Source organism: Kangiella sp. M94, from assembly GCF_054926195.1.
Genome location: NZ_CM142903.1, coordinates 1,119,752 through 1,139,990 on the forward strand (window position 1 = coordinate 1,119,752; position 20,239 = coordinate 1,139,990).

Annotated in this window: 26 protein-coding genes; 15 read left to right on the top strand and 11 right to left on the bottom strand. The window is 41.7% G+C overall.

Annotated features, from left to right (window positions below):
* Positions 1-3 precede the first annotated feature (3 nt).
* The 4 genes from ACYTXU_RS05050 to ACYTXU_RS05065 all read left to right on the top strand — a co-directional run bounded on the left by ACYTXU_RS05050 (position 4) and on the right by ACYTXU_RS05065 (position 1,557).
* Positions 4-381 (top strand): DUF6249 domain-containing protein, encoded by a 378-nt coding sequence (locus tag ACYTXU_RS05050; RefSeq protein ID WP_462208859.1) that lies wholly within the window; start codon positions 4-6, stop codon positions 379-381.
* Positions 382-386: 5 nt separating this feature from the next.
* Positions 387-914, top strand: a complete 528-nt coding sequence (locus ACYTXU_RS05055; protein ID WP_462208860.1) for an RNA polymerase sigma factor — start codon at positions 387-389, stop codon at positions 912-914.
* A complete protein-coding gene (locus tag ACYTXU_RS05060; protein ID WP_462208862.1) occupies positions 907-1,131 on the top strand; it encodes a hypothetical protein in 225 nt (74 codons plus the stop codon). The genes ACYTXU_RS05055 and ACYTXU_RS05060 overlap by 8 nt, the downstream gene beginning before the upstream one ends.
* A gap of 102 nt (positions 1,132-1,233) precedes the next feature.
* Positions 1,234-1,557: a hypothetical protein gene (locus tag ACYTXU_RS05065; RefSeq protein WP_462208863.1), complete on the top strand. Its 324-nt coding sequence runs from the start codon at positions 1,234-1,236 to the stop codon at positions 1,555-1,557.
* 42 nt (positions 1,558-1,599) lie between these two features.
* On the opposite strand, the gene ACYTXU_RS05070 is transcribed toward ACYTXU_RS05065, so the two are convergent.
* Positions 1,600-2,223: a LysE family translocator gene (locus tag ACYTXU_RS05070; protein ID WP_462208865.1), complete on the bottom strand. Its 624-nt coding sequence runs from the start codon at positions 2,221-2,223 to the stop codon at positions 1,600-1,602.
* Between the two features lie 377 nt (positions 2,224-2,600).
* On the opposite strand from ACYTXU_RS05070, the gene ACYTXU_RS05075 reads away from it, so the two are divergent.
* From ACYTXU_RS05075 to ACYTXU_RS05120, 10 genes are all read left to right on the top strand, one after another.
* A complete protein-coding gene (locus ACYTXU_RS05075; protein ID WP_462208866.1) occupies positions 2,601-2,891 on the top strand; it encodes a hypothetical protein in 291 nt (96 codons plus the stop codon).
* A 3-nt stretch (positions 2,892-2,894) separates the two neighbouring features.
* The gene (locus ACYTXU_RS05080; protein WP_462208868.1) at positions 2,895-3,266 is read left to right on the top strand and encodes a hypothetical protein; all 372 of its coding nucleotides are present in this window, start codon (positions 2,895-2,897) and stop codon (positions 3,264-3,266) included.
* Between the two features lie 84 nt (positions 3,267-3,350).
* Positions 3,351-3,974 carry a hypothetical protein gene (locus ACYTXU_RS05085; RefSeq protein ID WP_462208869.1) on the top strand — a complete coding sequence of 208 codons (624 nt, stop codon included), beginning with the start codon at positions 3,351-3,353 and terminating at the stop codon, positions 3,972-3,974.
* Between the two features lie 542 nt (positions 3,975-4,516).
* Positions 4,517-5,299, top strand: coding sequence for a tyrosine-type recombinase/integrase (locus ACYTXU_RS05090; RefSeq protein WP_462208871.1), 783 nt, complete (start codon positions 4,517-4,519; stop codon positions 5,297-5,299).
* 109 nt (positions 5,300-5,408) lie between these two features.
* Positions 5,409-5,741, top strand: coding sequence for a hypothetical protein (locus ACYTXU_RS05095; protein ID WP_462208872.1), 333 nt, complete (start codon positions 5,409-5,411; stop codon positions 5,739-5,741).
* Between the two features lie 349 nt (positions 5,742-6,090).
* A complete protein-coding gene (locus ACYTXU_RS05100) occupies positions 6,091-6,885 on the top strand; it encodes a transporter (protein ID WP_012801253.1) in 795 nt (264 codons plus the stop codon).
* Positions 6,886-6,932: 47 nt separating this feature from the next.
* A complete protein-coding gene (locus ACYTXU_RS05105) occupies positions 6,933-7,232 on the top strand; it encodes a heavy-metal-associated domain-containing protein (RefSeq protein ID WP_012801252.1) in 300 nt (99 codons plus the stop codon).
* Between the two features lie 59 nt (positions 7,233-7,291).
* A complete protein-coding gene (locus ACYTXU_RS05110) occupies positions 7,292-7,690 on the top strand; it encodes a hypothetical protein (RefSeq protein ID WP_462208874.1) in 399 nt (132 codons plus the stop codon).
* A 157-nt stretch (positions 7,691-7,847) separates the two neighbouring features.
* Positions 7,848-8,123: a thioredoxin family protein gene (locus ACYTXU_RS05115; protein WP_462208875.1), complete on the top strand. Its 276-nt coding sequence runs from the start codon at positions 7,848-7,850 to the stop codon at positions 8,121-8,123.
* Between the two features lie 164 nt (positions 8,124-8,287).
* Entirely contained in the window at positions 8,288-8,365 is a 78-nt protein-coding gene (locus ACYTXU_RS05120) for a hypothetical protein (RefSeq protein ID WP_462209356.1), read from the top strand.
* A gap of 123 nt (positions 8,366-8,488) precedes the next feature.
* Here ACYTXU_RS05120 and ACYTXU_RS05125 read toward each other — a convergent pair whose 3' ends face one another.
* Positions 8,489-8,806, bottom strand: coding sequence for a transcriptional regulator (locus tag ACYTXU_RS05125; RefSeq protein WP_462208877.1), 318 nt, complete (start codon positions 8,804-8,806; stop codon positions 8,489-8,491).
* A gap of 812 nt (positions 8,807-9,618) precedes the next feature.
* On the opposite strand from ACYTXU_RS05125, the gene ACYTXU_RS05130 reads away from it, so the two are divergent.
* Positions 9,619-10,464, top strand: coding sequence for a DMT family transporter (locus ACYTXU_RS05130; RefSeq protein WP_462208878.1), 846 nt, complete (start codon positions 9,619-9,621; stop codon positions 10,462-10,464).
* A 60-nt stretch (positions 10,465-10,524) separates the two neighbouring features.
* Here the strand turns inward: ACYTXU_RS05130 and ACYTXU_RS05135 are convergent, their stop codons facing one another.
* From ACYTXU_RS05135 to ACYTXU_RS05175, 9 genes are all read right to left on the bottom strand, one after another.
* Entirely contained in the window at positions 10,525-11,658 is a 1,134-nt protein-coding gene (locus tag ACYTXU_RS05135; RefSeq protein WP_012801247.1) for a phospholipase D-like domain-containing protein, read from the bottom strand.
* A gap of 78 nt (positions 11,659-11,736) precedes the next feature.
* Positions 11,737-14,103, bottom strand: a complete 2,367-nt coding sequence (locus ACYTXU_RS05140) for a phosphoketolase family protein (protein ID WP_012801246.1) — start codon at positions 14,101-14,103, stop codon at positions 11,737-11,739.
* Between the two features lie 14 nt (positions 14,104-14,117).
* Positions 14,118-15,245, bottom strand: coding sequence for a hypothetical protein (locus ACYTXU_RS05145; protein ID WP_462208880.1), 1,128 nt, complete (start codon positions 15,243-15,245; stop codon positions 14,118-14,120).
* Between the two features lie 29 nt (positions 15,246-15,274).
* Positions 15,275-15,529 carry a DUF5676 family membrane protein gene (locus tag ACYTXU_RS05150; protein ID WP_012801244.1) on the bottom strand — a complete coding sequence of 85 codons (255 nt, stop codon included), beginning with the start codon at positions 15,527-15,529 and terminating at the stop codon, positions 15,275-15,277.
* Positions 15,530-15,588: 59 nt separating this feature from the next.
* Positions 15,589-16,047 carry an ATPase gene (locus ACYTXU_RS05155; RefSeq protein WP_462208882.1) on the bottom strand — a complete coding sequence of 153 codons (459 nt, stop codon included), beginning with the start codon at positions 16,045-16,047 and terminating at the stop codon, positions 15,589-15,591.
* Between the two features lie 19 nt (positions 16,048-16,066).
* Complete coding sequence (locus ACYTXU_RS05160; protein ID WP_462208884.1) at positions 16,067-17,422, bottom strand: MBL fold metallo-hydrolase RNA specificity domain-containing protein; 1,356 nt, start codon at positions 17,420-17,422, stop codon at positions 16,067-16,069.
* The gene (locus ACYTXU_RS05165; RefSeq protein WP_462208886.1) at positions 17,419-18,330 is read right to left on the bottom strand and encodes a ribose-phosphate diphosphokinase; all 912 of its coding nucleotides are present in this window, start codon (positions 18,328-18,330) and stop codon (positions 17,419-17,421) included. The genes ACYTXU_RS05160 and ACYTXU_RS05165 overlap by 4 nt, the downstream gene beginning before the upstream one ends.
* A complete protein-coding gene (locus ACYTXU_RS05170) occupies positions 18,327-19,859 on the bottom strand; it encodes a thymidine phosphorylase family protein (protein WP_462208888.1) in 1,533 nt (510 codons plus the stop codon). The genes ACYTXU_RS05165 and ACYTXU_RS05170 overlap by 4 nt, the downstream gene beginning before the upstream one ends.
* Entirely contained in the window at positions 19,856-20,227 is a 372-nt protein-coding gene (locus tag ACYTXU_RS05175) for a hypothetical protein (protein ID WP_012801239.1), read from the bottom strand. The genes ACYTXU_RS05170 and ACYTXU_RS05175 overlap by 4 nt, the downstream gene beginning before the upstream one ends.
* Between the last annotated feature and the right edge of the window lie 12 nt (positions 20,228-20,239).

The window sequence follows — 20,239 nt, forward strand, 5'->3', positions numbered from 1 at the left end:
GTTATGAATGAACTTGCAGAAATTCTTATTCCAGCAATTGTTTTCTCGACCATTATTATCCTCTCGATATTGTTGCTAGGGTATAAGTACAAGACGAAAAAGCTCTTCTTGAGCATGACTAACGACAGCCTTAAAACCAATCCAAACATTTCGCCTGAAGTTATCAGAGAGATTGCCGACCAGGTTTTAAGACCAAGCAGTGATGTTAAAAAAGGCCTATTACTCATCGGTATGTCGGCTGCAATACTGGTTGGTTCATTCATCGCAGACTTTCCCACTAATGGCCGTATGGACTTGAACGACATGATCAATGGTATTGCGGCTTTTCCGGGAGTGATAGGGATTGTGTATCTACTTCTGGCCAAGTTCGACAAAGCCTAGTTTATATGAAAAGTGCTTCAACCGAGCACCTGATAGTCATCTGTCAGACGACAGGCGATAAGAATGCTTTCAATGAACTGTTCGCGCGACATGATCAGGCATTGAAGGCATTCCTGTATCATCGGCTGGATTGCCAGAATATTGATGACATTGTGCAAGAAACCTACGTCAAAGCGTTTCTCAAAATCAAACAGTTTGATGGCAAGTCAAAGTTTTCGACCTGGTTGTACAGAATTGCTTTTAACGAGTTTCTGCAGTTAAAACGTAAAGCCTCCATATTCACGCGATTAAAGGAGAAGTGGCAATCTGATAGTGAAAGGCTTCTAGCGACTACTGATAACTCATCTGTGTACATTGATGCGCAACGAGAAATTAATCGATTGAGCACAATCCAGCAGAAGGTCTTTATCTACGCAGAGCTGTACGAACACTCACACACCGAAATATCAGAGCTACTACAGATACCGCTCGGCAGCGTAAAAACTTACCTCAAACAAGCCAGAGAACAGTTAAAGGTACAAGACGATGTATAAACTAAAATTCAGACATAAATTAAAGTTAGCACTGAATAAGTATAAACGACTGATAATCTTATTAGCTGCATTCCTAATTACATCGTTAATCATCATTGCCATGTACGCCAATAGCAGCGGTCTAACCATACCGGGTATTTATGATACAGATCCGATTACCCTGATCATTGGGCTAGGTGGGTTAATGGTTATCTGTATATTGGTATTTTTGGATTAATTTTACGATCAACTAAATAGGTTCAATATTTTCACGACTAATCAAAAGATTATCTGCGGTGTCCGGTAATCTAATGTTACGCATACACACAAGGAGAAATTGATGCTGTCCATCGTACTTGAGTTCAAGGTTGTAGAAGGGAAGGACGAGGAGTTCATCCGCGCTTGGACAAAATGCACTGAAGTAATCTACCAGAATTTCCAAAGCCTTGGCTCGCGGCTACACAGGTCAGAAACGGGTTCTTTTATAGCCTATGCGCAATGGCCTGACCAGGCCACCTACGATAAATCAGGTGAGTGGCCCTCAGAGCTGGTTAAATACAGAGAAAATATGCGTAAGTTGCTAATTGATGGAAAGCCGCGGGTATTACATAAGCTGAGTATGGAAGTTGATCTTCTTAATAGCAAAATCTACAACAATGCGTAACAAGGCTGTAGTTGCCGCCTATAACCATTAACCCACTAACTACTAACTTAGTGCCAACCAAATGCCGACTGCCATCATCAAGCTACCGGACAGCCGGTTGATCAGTCGCACATTGTCACTGCGTTGCAATATTCGTCTTAATGTCTTTCCCCCGGTGGCATAGAGCATTAAAAACATAAATTCACTTAACAATATGATGACAACCAGAGCTGCGAGTTGTGGTGGCATCGACATATCTGGATTGATAAATGAGGGTAATAAAGAGACGGTAAAAGCCCAGCCTTTAGGGTTAGCGATCGCAGTAACGAAGCCTTGCATCGCCAGCTGTCGCCCAGACACAGTTTTGGGGGCGTCATCACTCAGCTCAATGGCCATTTTGCCACGTGAACGCCACATCTGGATCCCAAGATAAATCAGGTAAGCGCCGCCACCGTATTTGAGAACCATGAATGCCGTGGGGTAGTTCAGCATGATGCTGGCCACGCCTACCACAGCCAACACTGAAACCAGCGCTACACCAATCAATTCTCCCCACATCATATACATGGTGCGTCGAACACCAATACTCATACCAAGCGTGAGTGACAGGGTCATACACATCCCTGGCGTGGCAGAAATAACCAGAAACGTTGGAATAAAGAGTAAAATTAAAGTGGTATCTAGCATGCTATCCAAATTGTTTGATAACTGAAGTAACAGAAGGGCTGCGAAGTTTATCATAAAACAAATGAGTGGATATAATTTAGGGAAGATATAGAGATCAATCTACTAAAAAGCTTAAAGTGATTCCTTTAATATCCAACTGTACGACTATAAGGTTCGGTGAGCTTGTTTAGTAATATCCTGTTTTAAATACGAAAAACATGGTATCTAGAAATTAGTTTTCCTAACACATTGATTTTGCTACTATCCCTTGAGCTAAGCAAATTTAATGTCTGGTTTCATATGGTATTAGGCGTAAAACCGGACATTAAAAATAAGTTATTAAATCAAAAAGATATCGACGATGTTCGGTAATATAATGTTAGGCAATTAGTAAAGTTATGAGCCAAATAGAAAAAGCGATTAAAAATTTAGGTATAAAGCGAACTGTAAACCTGACAGGTAAAAGCATTCAGCTCGCTTGCTTGATCCGAGAAGAAGATAGACGTCCATTTAATGCCGTTTGGTGGAAAGGGAAGGAATCATACCTTATGGCAGTAGACGACGATGGTAATTTCCTTCTGCGGCACTGTGGGGGCTATGTGATTTATTGGGATCACTCAAAGAGGCATGAAGAAGTTGTCGCAAAGAGTGAAAACGAGTTTCTAACCATGATCGAGTTCGGAGAGTGAGCTATGTCAAAGGTTAATCGCAGCAAAGACTGCGGAAATTCTCCGAAGAATAAGTTCGCTGAAAATATAGCCATTTCCATTGAGTTAGGCGACTCAGCGTTTCTAATAGAAGTCCTTTCTCAGGATGCATTATGGGAGCTGCCGAATGGCTCACTCATTAAGCGTCACGAAGTGAAAGATCAAATAGATACTTGTCGAGAAAAACCAGTTACCTTAACGATTGACCATGTGGTAACCCATGGAAAGGCTGGTGCAGTTAACGGTACCGTGAAGATAAAAAGTGGTGCGCTGAAACGCTTTTGCCACGTAATCGAGTTCTCAACCGCAAAATGCGAGAAAGTTCGTCGCTTAGTGTCGTATGGTAACTCTCAATAAGTAAGCATCCACAAAGATTTACAGTTATGGACACCGTTGGCTAATTTAGATCTATAAAACAAAATATTTACACAAGGACCCCATATGCGAATCCCATCAAAAATATTGGTATTAACAACGTCACTTTTAATCCTGGCCGGGGAGGCAGTCGCTTCCGAAGCTATTGGAATTAACCCGACAAGCAAAGCACCTCTTTTCGATGGTCGTTGTGATACTTCTGAATGGCAAGAAGCAACAAAGATTGAACTTCCAGCGCAGACTGCCATTTATCTTATGCACGACAAAGATTCCTTATTCGTTTGCGCCAAAGGCAAGGCTGAAGATTACACGGTTATTGACCTTTACATTGAAGATGCTGAAACCGGCTATCTCTACAATCTACATGCTTCCGCCCAATTATCAGAGCGGACACTCAGTGATAAAGACTGGAGTGAATCTGAGTTTTGGAATCATAAAGACTGGAGTGGATATTGGGTACCATACGCCGGTGAAGAAGAAACTGATGAAGGCAAGCGCACTCAATTCCTGGAAGGATCCCACAGAGAAGTTCAGGTGTTTCGAAAGAAATTTGTTGGCAACTCTTGGAATATGATGATTCGTGTCAGTGCTGTTTATCAAGACGGAGAGTATGGAGCAGAATTCTTTTATCCAGAACAAGCGGTAGATACCGATAAATCCACTTGGACAAAGTTTTCATTTTCTGAATAAAAACACCTAAACACCAACTAAGAGCGAGAAGACTAAGCGGCTATCAGAGTAGAGCCGCTTAGATGTTCATTTAAGCAATCTCACTAATCCCCATATTAATAACAATATTCAATTTAACATAATATAAGTTATGCGAACATGTTGATATGGTTAGGGTATCCTAGGGTTAGCTTGATGGGTATTTAAGAAAATTACTTTAAAGTTTGTAAGTAAATAGCTTGAATTTTAAGAAAATTACTTTAAAAGAAAATCAATTGAAATTTGATAGAGTTGGCCATCTTAAGCAAGATATTTTCTAGTTTATGAGTATAACCAATAGAAAATTATAGCTATTATTCAATTATTACGATATGTGTCTGAAAACTTACTACATTGATGGGCTATTTAGCTCCGAATTCTAGGGTTTAATAATGTCACTTGAAATCTGACTGGGTGCTAGCCAGCTTTGTACGAATTAAGTCCTCTATATCTTTCAAATGAGAAAAATCCGTTAAAATACCATTATTACGGATTTTTTAGATGCCCTGCTCCTAGGATTTATTATGGCTAAGTCGGGACAAGCTCGCGTTTTAAGTCCAGAGCAGCAGCGCTGCTTATTTGAGCAAATTCAAAAACATCGGCACCCTGAAAAAAATAACGCGATTATGCAAATCAGCTTCAAGCTGGGGCTTAGAGCACAAGAAATTACGTTACTTCAAATAAAAGAAGTAGCCAGGCTAAAGAATAATGGAAGTGATTATGATCTTTTAGAAGTTATGAGTTTGCCTGCGGCCTATACCAAAGGTGCAGATGCTATGAATCGTTCAAAAACTCAATATAAGCGTAAAACAGTATCCTTTTCAGTTCATGAGTTTAACCGAATTATTCTTCAAGTTTCAAAACTCGCAAAATCAGGCGCAGATATAAACCCTGAAGACTTTTATCCAGAATTAAAACGACATAAAGGGAAAACAAGAGACTTGCCTTTAATTAATCAATCTTTAAGAAGAGCATTAAATGAACACCTTTGCGTGCGACTTGCCAAAGCTGTAAGTTTGAAGCCGAGTGATCCGTTATTCATTACTCAAAAAGGTGGTCCCTATTCCCCTAATACCCTTCAAGAGCACATGGCTCATATGCTTCGCAATTGGGCATCGATTGAAAAAGCAAGTTCACATAGTGGTCGTAGAAGTCTTATTACGAATATTATACATGAGCAAAAACTATCGGTTAAAGTTGCACAAAAGATTGCAGGGCATGTTAACCCATCCACTACTTTGATTTATGAAGAGCCACCAGAGGAAACCATTACTGATGCATTATCGAACCTGGAAACTGATTCTTAGTCAACATTGAGCTTATTTTACTTGGTGCTAAAGTACTTCAATTACAACTAATTCACTTCAAAGCCCATAGAATTACAACTGAGTCAGTTCAAAATTCATATAGAGAAATATGTCGTATAACGACTTGATAACAGGCATTAATCATGTGACTAATAGAGCTCGGTACCCTTTCTCGACTATATATTATATGCAAGAACATGAATTGTTTTTAGAAATCATCAATCGTGATGACCCCAAACTCACCCTGGCATTTAATAAGGATGATAAATGCTGGGGTTGGTACGGTTACGATGGTATGGGTAGATATGTATTTCTTGAAATTAAGAACCAGGAAGTCCTAAACTCTGCCGAGTATTACTTTAATCAGAATTTACTTCGTAAGATTAAGGATGTATACGCTGTAGAAAATGGGTGTGAATGCACCCTGTATGAAATAGCTTAAACGGCCCCCTCAGACAGAAAATCCGTAAAAATACCATTTTACGGACTTTATATTGACCCCGCTAAGTGCAAATAGCCGCCCCGCCCTCATCAGCGCTTAGAATTCTGTGCCTCCAATGTTAGTACAATACTAAGTTGTTTGGGGTTCTGGGGCTATGTCTGTAGCCCTCTAATAACGGTGGTTATAGCGCACCTTTACTTTTGAAACATCCTTAAAGCGCACTATCTGCAACCTCATTTTAAGTCATTTAACGATCATTTCTCATAAGGATAAGTTAAAATAAGGATTGACATGGAGTTAACTCCATACGTTATCGTTTAACTTATTTATGACTTAGACAGGGAAAAAAATGCTTTACAAGCAATCATTAAAACAAACCATCACGGCGATGGGTTGTTGGCTTTTCTTGCCTGTTAGCTTATTCGCACATGATCCGATCTTTAGCCCTGGCCCTCATGTTCTGTTTAAGGATGGATTTGAAATCCACACTGAATTTGTCCGTTCCGAGCAAGGAGATGAATCCGATAGCGAGCAAGCCATTGCACTAAAGTATGGAATAACTGGTGATTGGGTGATCGGAATTGAACAGCCCTATCAGATCATTAAAGATGAATTTGGTTCCCAGAGCGGTGTTGGTGATATTCTTTTATCAACAAAGTATCGCTTTTGGCGTGAAGATACTCCTGGTGTTCAGGAATCGGCAGCGGTTTTAGTAAAAGTAAAACTGGATTCATCTAATGATGCATTAACAACCGATACAGTGGACCCAGTGTTGGGCTTTACCTACGGCTATGAAAGTCTGACATGGTATCGATTTAATCAAAACAATGACCAACTACAACGAGGTGATCGGTTGTTTGTCGATCTTGCTGGCGGATATCGCTCTCAACTAAACGATTATCGAGAAGCTGATACTGTATGGTTGCTTGAACTGAATGGTGAGTTTATAAAGCGCAACGCCTTCAACGGTCTTGATCTTAACAATACTGGTGGCAATCAGTGGTTCGTTTCTCCTGGGATCATGTTGACGTACAGAAATTTTGCCGTTAAAGCAGGGATTCAGCTCCCTGTGCTATCAAATCTTAACGGTGATCAGCCCCGCGCAGATTATCGGGCGCGTCAGGAATTTGAGTGGCATCTATAAATTAACAAGAGGTGTAGTGACTTATTAGTAATCTATTAAAGGCATTAATGAGTTTTCTGGTGGTATTTTCTGCGCTGGTATGGAGTGCGTCCGCTTTTTCTGCCTCCAAACACTATCAAATAAGAGTAGATGGATTAGCGTGTCCCTATTGCGCGTATGGTATTGAGAAAAAACTGATGAAAATTGACGGGGTAACCCACGTCGATATTGATTTAAAAAAAGGCCTAGTGATAGTGGTTGGGAATGAAACACTGGTATTAAAAGACTCACAGTTAAAAACGCTGTTTAACGATGCAGGATTTACCTTCCGTAAAATAGAAAAGGTTGAATTAATCAATAATCAATAATCGTTTCTACGGCAAGACAAGATTCACAGCTTAACAAAAGTGAAGTATAGGATGACTCGATGACTAAGAATACAACCGAAAACAAAGAAACGAGGCTGACTTGGTTAGCATTATTTAGCACCATGGGCACTCTTGTCTGCTGTGCGCTACCCATTGCTCTCGTAACTCTGGGCATGGGGGCTACTGTGGCTTCTTTAGTCAGCAGTATGCCTTTTTTGGTGACATTAAGTGAACACAAAATTTGGGTCTTTGTTATATCCGGAGCACTGCTGGCATTTTCTGCTTGGATGATTTATCGGCCTAGACGCAATTGCTCGACTGATCCGGAACTTGGCGTATTGTGCAATAAAAGTCAGCGGTGGAACCGTCGAATTTTTTGGCTATCCATCATTTTATGGTGTGCTGGCTTTTTTGCCGCATTTTTGGCGTTACCACTACAAATTTGGTTAGAAAGATAAAACTCATTTTAAAAGGTGCTGATGATTACAAAGAGGAAAAATTTATACCAGCTTTACGGTTTCACTGGCTTACATCACTGTACGAAGGGATTGTTAAGTGGACATCAAACGTCTATTTTGACAAAGAACGAGTCGAATAAAGGAGGTAACACTGGTTATGGTCATATCAATCACGATAGAATTGTTTTCAGCATCCAGTTTTAATCGCTGTAGCGCAGCTAAACAGCGCGTTCAGGCTATCGTAGATGGGCTTGGTGAATATGATGCCATTCATTATCGAGAAATCGATGTGCTTGATGAATTGGATTATACGGTGTCATTGGGAATCTTGATCACACCGGCTATCGCCATTGATGGTAAACTGGTTTTTACTGCAATGCCATCCATGGAGCAACTTCGAAATCATGTACAACAACATTTGGATGAGATATGAACGAACTCATGCTAAAAACAAACCTTAGAACCGCTAATATCTACCTAAAGACTCTTTCTTATATGAGGAGTTCTTGAATGTATCAGATAGGTGAAGTCACTTAGCAGTTTAACGTCAGTGCCGATACCTTTCGCTACTATAAAAAATTTCACTTACTTCCAGCGATCTCACCGAGTTCCCCTGGTTTACGGACGTACTGCGACAAAGACTTATCTCGGCTCAAATTTATCAAACACGCATAACGCATGTAGTTTCATCCGCTAGTTTATTGTTTGTCTGGAAAGCTCAATGAGCTATTTCAGAATAGCCGTTATTATATTTCAAATACTTCATTCACAATATATTATTAAAAAGTCTCTTCCTCATTAAACCTCATCATTAAGCTCCAGATTAATATGATTGACTGGCTCCACTGCAACCAAACCATGCTCTGAAGCATCAGTATGAGTATTGATAAATGACTCCAACTTTGGGACTAAGATTTTGGCGTATTCTGTGGTTGTATATATCTCTAGCTTCAAACCTCTAGAGAGCATATCCTCACGAAAATAATTTCGATAACTACCAAACCCACTAACTGACATCAGGGTTAGTCCCTTGATAGGAAATTGAACTAATAATTTTTCCAACTTTACCCATAACAACTCTGGAAAAATTGCTACTACTTTTACACTTTTCTTCATAAGTCTTACCTTTTATTCAAGTTTCTAAAATTCATCTCTGGGACCAGTTAACATGCACAATTTTCCAATTACCATCTGGCTTAATTAGTTCCAACGTCTCGACACTTTTTCCCTCATAAATATACACGTAATCTGCTAATGACTTGAGTGCGGCTTTGGTACCCCCACAGTATAGTGCCTTTTGGACATCAACGACAATTTGGCCAGCTTGCGAGTAAGGGCCAGACTGTATTACCTCATGTGAACCAGGAGCAACTCCTGCCATCAAGCTTGGTGATGATATATATAACGCAGTCAATAATATCAGAGCTTGCCAAGACTTTTTTTTATTAAATTTGTTGTTGTGCATATAATTAAGTACATTTTTTCTCCTTGGCAATCAGCATGAATAAGCAGAGACCTCGCTGATTATTGTTTGGGGTTAATGCGTGAGCAATTAGTTACGCCTATCTTGATGACTAGGGACTAACTAAAGATAGTCATTAAACAATCATATGATACAATTACAGTAACCAATTTTAGCTGTCATGCAGATGACCAAAAAATTACAAATCTGTAATCTCATAGTGGCAAAGGTTCTCTTTTTATTGATGTAACAATCAACGCTCTGACATCTTTGGCCTTATTTGCATAAGTATTAGTACACGGAAAGCTTGGTGGCGTGCTAGCATAAGCGCCAGACACAACTTTAGGTATTGGCAGTCATTAGCTAATTTTTTTATCTAAGCACGCTACGCATAGATTGGAGCATTGCTATTATTAATAAGACAAATCCTTTTCTAAACTCCACCACTTTAATAGCTGTTCTGGTCATGGCACTTTGGGCAATTTGCTATCCACTTATTCGACTCAGTCTGCCATATGCTCCTATAATGCTAACCGCATTCCTTAGATCCGTGATAGCAGGAATTACTCTGCTTTGTATTGCTAGACTTCTGAACCGCCCCTTGCCCAAAGGAATAAAAGAATACGGTTACATCATAGCCATTGGCATCACTGCAACCAGTATCGGTTTTTGGGGAATGTTTTACGCAGGGAGCTTAATAACACCGGGCTTGGCTACCGTGATTACGAATACACAGCCATTGATAGCTGGCATTCTTGGATGGTTCTTTCTGAAGGAGCGCATAGGAAAGTTGGCTTTATTTGGTACAATACTCGGATTTACAGGTGTTATTATCATTAGCGTAGAAAGTTTTTTGACAGTTGGGAGCCAACCTGTAAGTGGTATTTTATTTGTTCTTATTGCAGCTTTAGGTATTGCAATCAGTAACGTTCTACTAAAAAAAATGGCCAATAGTATCAACATTCTCTATGCCATGGGTTTTCAACTATTGCTGGGGTCAATTCCTTTAGGGTTGATCACGGTATTTCAAGTTCCCTTGTTACCCTTTTCTTTTAATTGGGACTATACTTGGATATTGCTCGCATTAGCGCTACCGGGAACTGCCCTGCCATTTATTCTGTGGTTCTGGTTGATGGACAAGGCTCCACTCTATAAACTGAATATTTATAGTTTTTTAACTCCAGTTTTTGGGCTTTATTTTGGCTTAGTATATTTTTCCGAATCCCTATCTTTAGTACAATGGTTGGGTATACTTATGATCATAGGCACAATACCGCTTGTAATATTATCATCCAGAAACCGGATAGTTTGAGGATATAGGAAGCCAGCTATGGCTAACGCTCAAATCAACTCATACTAAAAAAGAATATGCTTACAGCCATCGTTTTAAGATTATTGCAAGCAGCTCCAAACAACGCGACTTTAACCCACGCCGCTCCCAATTTCTAGATAATATGAACTCCGACTGTGATAAATCTTGTAAGAACTGCTCTTTTAGTTCTGCCGCCAATTTCCGATCTGTAGCTTCTAGATTAATTTCGTAATTAATAAATAAACTACGATAGTCAAGGTTAGCAGTTCCCACTATAATCCAGTCATCATCAATAACAACAGTTTTTGCATGTAGCACTCTTGGAAGGTACTCATAAACCCTTACTCCGAACGCAAATAAAGAAGCGTAAACATGGTGAGCGGCCCAGCTTGTAATACGCACATCACTCTTACGAGGGAGTAATAATCTGACGTCCACACCGCGCTCTGCGGCCTTGCGTAATTGTTCAAGCGTATAACTGTCGGGGACAAAATATGGTGTTGTAAGATAAATATACTTTTTGGCATTCGCAAACGCACCACTATATATGCATCGAAGACGGTGACGACAGGTCCGAGTATGATTGTGTAGCAGTCTACCGCCCTGCTGCTCCTGCTCCTGCTCGGGTAACCAATACAGGCGACGTTGCCAAAATGAGTCAAACAACTGTGAAGCCACCTCAACAAGTGGTCCTCTGATGCTTATATGAGTATCTCGCCAACGCAAATCTCCATACATAGCTTGAGAGTTTTCTTTATGAATATTGAATCCACCAAGAAAGGCAACATGGTTATCTACTACAAGTAACTTGCGATGATTTCGTCGATTATAGCGCCAAGGTTTGTGCCAACTCCAACGGTGAAACCAATGAAGCTCAACATAGTTGCTACGTAGTTGGTGTTGCATTTTACGCGAAAACCAAAATAATGAACCTGCCGCGTCTATATGAACCCTTACCTTGATACCAGCCCTAGCCCGTTCAGCAAGTGCCTCGCAAAATTGGCTCCCTATCGAGTCATCAGAAAAGATATAGCTTTCAAGCCTTATAGCTTCTTTGGCTCCAGTTATTGCGGTCAACATGGATGAGTATAGATCATCACCTTCTGTAAATAACTGAAAGCTATTAACAGAGGGTGAAGTCGATATCTCACCTTTATTGGGGGCGCATTTTTTTTCACAGCTAGTACTTTTCATTTATAGACCTATGTTATCACCCTGAAGCATTCAGCTCGCTCACGAAAAAGAAATCAGTGGGACAGTCTATGACCATTTTCACTGTCTAGGTTCATTTCTTAAGAGTCTTTGACAAATCGCTGTATGAACGCTGTCGGTATCCGAGTGATTTGCTTTTAACAGCCCCTGTGTGTCCAATGTACCACCGTGATTAATGAATCCAAAATAGAGAGTTTTGCTGATCCCGAGATCTAAAGGCCGACAAATGCCTGCCAGAGTTTCAGGTCGCATGTGAGCGACGAATACACGTAATGCTATATCTGGTGGAAACAAATTTTCTCGAGTAACATCGTCGACTATGAAAGAACTTTCCAGCGAATCTCTTGCATTGCGGAAACGTCCTGGCTCGATCATATAGGTGACACAACTTTTGACTCCTGCCGCACTAAGCCGCTGATGCACCTCGAAGCAAACGCGCAATTGGTAGGCACCAACAGCAACCAGCTGTATATCACCTTCCCCAAATAGGGTGAATGCACCATACTGCAACAGCATTTTGGTCTGTTCAGGAGTAAAAAATGTTTCCAGCGACTGTTTGGGTATAGTGAGCGCCCAGATCTGCCCCCTAGTTCTATAACACTCACGAATACAAGCAATCGCTGTATTGCTGTCACCAGGATATATAGCCCGGGAAGTATCACTCATTTCACCTAAAAAAGCTTCGCCAAAAGTTGGATCCTGATGGGATTGTTCGTTTTTACCATTTTCCCAAAGGTGAGATGTTACAATAACGGGCACAGAAAGCCATTGCGGCTGTCGGTTCAATACCTTTTGATGACGAACAAAAATAATCTCCTGCCGTAAAGCGCCCAGCATTTTCACGGCGAAAGCTTCATAAGATACAACCAGATTGATTCCCCCCTTATTTGCTAAAGCAGCACTGACAACCGCCTCTTCATTCAGGGCGGTAATTACCCCACCATGTATCGACTCTGCAACCCCTTTTTCTGGTGTTAATACCCGATGATTCAAGTAGTCTAGTGTTAGGTTCATAAGGTTGCTCCGTAGCTCATCTGGATTGCCCAAACGAGGCCTGAGCTCAGGATTAGCTTCCAGAAGAGCGCGTACCTCACGATCCACTGCAATCATAGGTGATTCGAGCTTTCCGACTTGCAGCCAGCCAGCCTTCGGTACCTCATTAATATGCGGATTACGTTGTGTCAGGGCATGATCTTTTTCCCTGACCCGCAGATCAATATCATGAGTGAGGAATGCACTAATTGCTAAGTCAAGTTCAATTTTGGGTACATATAACTGTTGCGCATACTGGTTGAAGTATGTCCGGGACTTAGCATCGTATCTAGGGTTTGCAGGCAAAGGTGTACCATGAGAGGCATTGGTTCCTGCACCATAAAACCCGTATCCTTTTACTGTTTCCGCGATCAGATAAGGTAGCCTTACTGGGTAATGCATTTGATCAGAAGCAATCTGTTCTGCACAAGCCGAGAGTCTATTTTCTGATTCAAAGATTCCCCAAATAAATGCTGCAGGATCCCTACCATCAATTGTTATTGGGCTAAAACCATTATGCTGTAAATGATTGTAGAACCACTCGAGCCCCCCTTGTTGGTACATGATGGAGCGTTGATCAATCCGGCGACCATTGGCAATCATCACAGGCGTAACCAAACCACAGTCCTCCGCTCTCCACCAGCGAGGAGCCCAGTCACTGCCTCGCTGCTCCTCAAACGCTCCATCACTAATAAAGGCAACTAACCGCTCACCTGGTAACGGCATATGAACATACTGCAGCTCAGCAAACCCAAGATATCCACCTTCGATCAACCCGCCTGCTGTGTGTGGGCTCACATGACTGCCTAAAGGCGCCTCAGGACGTCCATCTTCATCAGTAGCATAGCCATAAAAGTCTCGCACCAAACGAGATAACCCTTGCTCGTTAAGTGAATAGCGCTCCTCTTGCTCTTTATACACATTGCCTAGCAAAACATTGACTGCGTCAATTGCAGCCACACAGTGCCCCTGTCCCATCAACCAGCTTCTGGTATGGCCGGCTAGCACGTTAGCTGCAAGGTATCCCACATAACCAGGAACCATATTAAGCGATCCCCCAGTGTGTCCCTGAGGGTTCTCTTTGAAATCTTCGTTGTTAAGCTCATGTCCATCCAGATATACATTTCTAGCATAAGTCATATGTGTAACCAGCCACATGGAAGCACTCGCCAGTCGATCAGCGGCACACAATATAGCTACAATATCCTCAAATCTTGCATATCGTCCATGACATAGTAACTGCTGGCATAAGTCGAAAACTCGTACCTGGGTTTCGTCGGTATGTCGGATAACACCGTATCCTTTGGCCCAGCGCGCAAAAGCTGGATAATGTGAACGATACAAGTTCGCACGCTGTTGAATGCGATGTAGGTCTTGTTCATTAATTGGGTACATCAACTTCCCCTTTATTAGAGTTTGTAAAACCACTTGCAGCGAGCAACAGACTGCAACATGGTTTGATGTTCGTTACCTTTCATGATCCAACATTGGACACCTTGGTTATTATCTACGGACAAGCACAAGGCTTGGCGATTACCAAGAGTTGTTGGTAACTTCTCAGTCTGCGGCTCTATGACGTGAATGTTGAAAAATTCGAGTTCTCGCAGTATGCGCAAACAAAGTGATACTGCATTCTCAGCAATACCACCGCTGAGGACAATGCCATCAAGCCCACCCAGCAAAGCAATATAACTACCTAAGGTTTTTCGGATTCGGTGGAGGAAGAGCTCAACAGCTAATAGAGCTTGTGGCGATGTGCTACTCAATAAATCTGCCATATTCCCACTCTCACCTGATACCCCAAACCACCCAGACTGATTATTTAAGATCTCTTCAGTTTCAAAGGGAGTCCAACCTTCACGCTTCTGTAGCCATGTCAGAAGGCCGGGATCTAAGTCACCACAGCGGGTACTCATAAGCAATCCTTCACTCGGAGTAAATCCCATGGTTGTCTCAATTGGTCGGTTATCGAGTATCGCGGCCATAGAACAACCACTACCTAACTGCATGGTCACTAAGCGACGAGAGTTAACTTTTAGCGAAAATTCAGACGTAGTCGATTGCCAGAAATCCAACATGCCAGCATGTGCAAAACCGTGGAAGCCGTAGCGCCGTAATGAATATTTATTCTGCAAGGACATTGGCAATCCAAGCAGCTGTGCCGTTAGCGGCAACTCATGGAAAAACTCGGTATCAAAAACGGTGATAATTTTTGCTTGAGAATCTAATTGCAACAGTTGAACAATACATTTCAAGCTTAGTTTGTTATGAAGAGGTGCCAGATCAGCTAACGACTCCAGAGACCTTAAAGTACTTTCAGTGATCAAAGTTGGCTTGAATAAACTGGGGCCACCATGAACAAAACGGACAATATAAATTGAGATGCCTGCTGTATTTAGAGATTGTAATAGCGATGATATCTCATCGGCTTTACACTGCCCCTCTGCGCTGACATCAACTGTTGTTATAGAGTCGTATATTGCCCATTTAAGCGTGGCACTTCCTGGATTAATAATGCCTATAGCCGAAGTTTTCATGGGGTTTATTCAATCGAATCAATTTTGCATCAGCGAAGTTTGTTGTAACATACTGCCAGTAGCCAACCGGAAAATCCAGCCAGAAGCATCCAGCCAACCAACCCGTAAACAACTCCTTTTAGTGTAAGTTGCCATCCCATCTGTGACCAATCACCATGTATCATGTGACCAGTAATACCCAACATCAGAGACGGCATAAGCCAGACTAACAGACTACAAATCAGCCACACCAACCCAAATGAAATAGCCGTAGCCAAACCAAATTTCAGTTCATTGATTTTCATGATCTTTCTCCTTAGGTTATCTTACAACCTTCTTGCTTGCCAAACTGATTAAGCACTATTTACAAGTCATTTAATCGATTAAATCCCTTCGTCATAAACATAGCATCATGCTCTTCTAGCTCCAAAATATTTTGTAGCAACTCTTGGGCGCTTGGCGCGACAGTACGCGCGGATAGGTTCTTGTATAGCTCAATTAATTGTTTATTAATGTGCAGAATTTCAGTAATGATCTCATCAAGATCTAGCTCAGCAAAGGGCCGGTCACAGTTGCTATATCTATGAATTGGGTGGTTTTCTAAATATTCATAACACCAAGTGTCAAGTGCTTTAATGTCACTGTCTATTTCAGATCTATTCAGCGCCTTTGATAAGGACATCTCGTGCATAGCTAAATAGTCTAGGAACAGCTTTGCTCGAATATTCTGATTATCTTTGGCGCAATGGCTTAAGCAATTGGAAAGGTGCTGGTGAAACTCACTGGTCCAGTGCAGTACATCTTTTAAGGTTTTAATATTCATCCTTTGATCTCCTAAATTTCTAAACATGCAATGTTCTATGATAACTTGCGACACCGACCTCAAAATGGGTCTCGCTCTGCAAGTAATTTCGCATAGACTCTAGCGCCTCTGGATCACCGTGGATTAACTGGATAGATAATTGCTTTTTAAGGGCTGAGCTTTTTAGCCACTGTTCGATTTCAACATAATCTCCATGTCCAGAGAGATGGTGTAACACTTCCACCTTCGCCTTTATTGGTATCCATTTACCATGAATTTTTACCGTTTCAGCTCCATCTAACATTTTAGCGCCTCGTGTACCGCCAGCTTGATAACCACTGAAAAGAACGGTTGTTTTTGAATCTCCCAGCAATCGTTTAAAGTGATGTAATATCCTACCGCCACTAGCCATGCCGCTACCTGCAATAATGACATGGGGATAATGCTGTTGAGCTAACGCTTTGGAATCCTCTACACTTCGGGTATAAGTTGTCGTTTGACACATACGGTGGCACTCCTCATCAGTCAATCGATGCAGTTTGCTATAATGGCAATAAATATCAGAGACATTGATTGCCATGGGACTATCAAGATAGATTGGTAATTTTGGAATATCACCCGATTTCATCAGTGTAGTGAGCATATGTTGTAATGTTTGAGCCCGGCCCACGGCAAAGCTAGGTATCAGCACAGCGCCTCCTCTTTGCGCTGCTTCATTAACTATTTTTGCAAGCTGTTTATAAGGATTTTCGGTATCATGACGTCTATTACCGTAGGTTGATTCAAGGAGCAATAGATCTAGATCTGGAAGTGGTTTGGGAGGAAGTGTCAATATATCATCTGGACGCCCAACATCGCCGGAAAAACCTATTCGCTTTCCTTCGGCCTCAAGAATCACGCTACCTGCACCTAAAATATGGCCGGCTGATTGTAGATGAAACGACAAGTCGCCAACCACTATAATTTCACCAAATTCCAACGATTGAAATAAGGTCATAGACTCTTCGGCTGTAGCTCTGTCATAAAGCGGTTGTGGATGAGCGTGTTTGCCTAATTTATGTTTTGAATAATATTTTGCATCCTCTTCCTGTATGTGCCCACTATCAGCAAGCAGTATGGCGCATAAATCTTTAGTAGCATGGTGTGTATAAACTGGTCCTCTGTATCCTTGCTTGTATAATGCTGGGATATAGCCAGAATGATCCAGGTGTGCATGAGTTAAAATTACGGCATCCAATGATTTAATATCAAAAAGAGGCTCCTGCCAGTTACGTTCACGCAACCATTTATAGCCTTGAAATAATCCACAATCAACCAGTACACGACTAGTAGTGGTTTCTACCAAAAATTTTGAGCCGGTAACTGTTTCAGTGCCGCCGAGGAAAGTGATTTTCATTTATTGAGCTCCTGTATTTGCAAGCTGCTTAGGATGGGCTCTATCAGTAACAGTGTCACGTCAAACACATTAGATGTGTGAGGAAGTGTGTTGCTAGTAAAGAGTTTCTGCAATCCCGATTGTAATAGCCGTATATCGCTGTCATCAGCAAACAAACCATGAATGGCAGCACATTGAATGTCCTTTATATCTTGCTTTTGTAATGCTTCAACACATTTTAAAATGGTCTCTCCACTTGAAATAACATCATCTATGATGACTGCCGTTCGATGCTTGTGCAGAGCTATATCGGGTAAGGTTACTTCGACTTCGAAATCACCATAGCGATGCTTTTCACCAATGACATAAGGATGACCGCTGTACCGAGAAATATCAGAAACCCACTGCTCGCTTTCTGTATCAGGCCCCACCAGTAGCACATCATGTTTTTGTTGTAGCCAATCGGCTAGGGCTGGAGCCCCTTGAACCACTTGAGTTGGAACATTGTATATTTCATTCAGTGAGTAATAACGGTGTAAGTGTGGATCAACAGTCACTAACCAGTCGATATGTTGTGAGAGTGTCCGAGCAAACAGTCGTGATGTCACTGCTTCGCCTTCAACAAACCGACGATCCTGCCGCATGTATGGTAGATACGGTGTAACCAGTCCTATAGATTTGGCACCCAGTTCGCGTAACGTGTCCAGCAAAAAAATGAGTGGAAGATATTTCGCGTTTGGCCGCGATAAGTCTGCTAACAATATGCAAGGAGTATCTGTTACGGTTGAGTCGATTTTCAGATAAGACTCTCCATCAGGAAAGAGTCGTTTTGTATATTGTCCTTTGATTAAATTTAATTCACGGCAAAGCGAATTTGCAAGAGGGTGTTCCTCAAGTGAAAATAATATCGGGTTCGTTTTTCCTTTCATTGTAACCTCCCGCTAATTGAGAATATATCAGTATTATCATTGTAATACGACATCGCATATTCGAGCTCACCTTGACTGTCGCTAAACAAAGTAAATAAAGGTGTTTGGGAGGTAACACTATCGCCAACATTGGAATGGAGTCTAAGGCCGGACACTGGAGTAAATGGTGCTCCAGCTAGTTTAGCAAGTCGTGCCAGTTTCCGATTGTCAATAGCCACAATAGTGCCACTTTTACTTGAGGGTTGAACATGCTGAAACCGTGAAGAGGGAAGTGACTTTCCCCCGCCTTGTGCGCTAAGAATACGTTTGAATTGTTCATAAGCTTTGCCACTTTCCAGTATCGACGTAGCTCTTTCTAGTCCAGAAGCAAGGCCACAGTTTTCGGCCAGATCAAGTAAGTGAGAAGCTAATAATAAAGCTCGTTCACGTAGTTCCTGGGAGGCGTCCTGTTGACGTTTGAAGATGGCAAGTAGATCACGAGCTTCTTCAACGGGGCCGATACCAGAACCAATGGGCTTGCTTCCATCAGTAATAATGCAACGAACGTGGATACCACACGCAGCTCCGACCTTGGTAAATAAATTAGCTAATCGCTCAGCCGATTCACGCTTTCGAACTTTGGCTGTGTCACCTACGGGTATGTCAATAATGGTATGTGTAGAGCCAGCAGCAATCTTTTTAGATAGAACTGAAGCAATCAGCTGACCTTCACCATCCAAGTCTAGAGCACGTTCAATTCTGATTAACAGATCGTCGGCAGGACTTAAATTGACTGCACCACCCCAGCACAGGCAAGCGCCCGTTTCCTGAACTACACGTTGAATAGCGGAAAGATCGAGATTTACTTCGGTTAGGGTTTCCATGGTGTCAGCTGTGCCAGCTGGAGAAGTGATAGCTCTTGATGAAGTTTTTGGCATGATATGGCCTGCGGCACTAACAATAGAAACAACGAGAGGGGTCGTTCGATTACCCGGAATACCCCCGATACAGTGTTTGTCTAAAACCTGATCGTATTTGGGCCAACGTAAACTTTTACCAGCATTTACCATAGCCTTGGTCAAGTCAATGATTTCATCGGGTAGCAACCGACCACCAGCGCACACAGTCAAAAAGCTTGAGATCTCGATATCACTATATAGGTGCTCACTGATATCAGTAATAATCGCCTGTAGTTCCGTATAGTTAAGCGTGTTACCAAAAACCTTTTTGCGTAGAGCTGTCAACGAGCTGACCACATCAGCATGCCCCACTGTTACCATCTCATTCAAATCCGGTTTAAGTCGTTGCATGGCAACCTTCGACAAGCCTACATACCCTTGTTCTAATACATGGTTATCAACAACGTTGAGGCTTGCCACTATTGAGAGGGTTGAAGAACTAACAGTTATTCGCGAACTAGATGTGAAACCTTCTGAGCGACAAATATGGCAATCCTCACGCATATAAATCACTGGCTCCTGATGAGTGTTAATTCCAATGTCGACAACTTTCAGCTGGTTATGACTTCCTTTATTCACCTGACGAATCATTTTTGCTTTTTCCTTGGTATCCGAGGTGAACTATGGCAACTCCACGGTTTATGATTAGCATTGTCTTTAACATTTTGGTCGACAAACTTGTAATAATCTTCTTTGAAATGTGTCCACCATCCATGACTCACTTCAACACCATTTTTCTCCATTATCTCTTCAATAAGATCAAGGCTTAGCCGCGAAGCATCATAAGCGAGGCTCAGTACCTGAGATGCTTCATCAAAGGATATATGATCCAATCCGTACAACTGGTCTATCGTTTGAATAGCTGCCTCTATGCATTGCTCAGCACAGGGTTCAAGTTTCAGATGTCTAGCGACTAAGTTGATTTCTGAAACGCCGAGTCGATGTTCTTGATGTTTCATACTTTAGCTCCT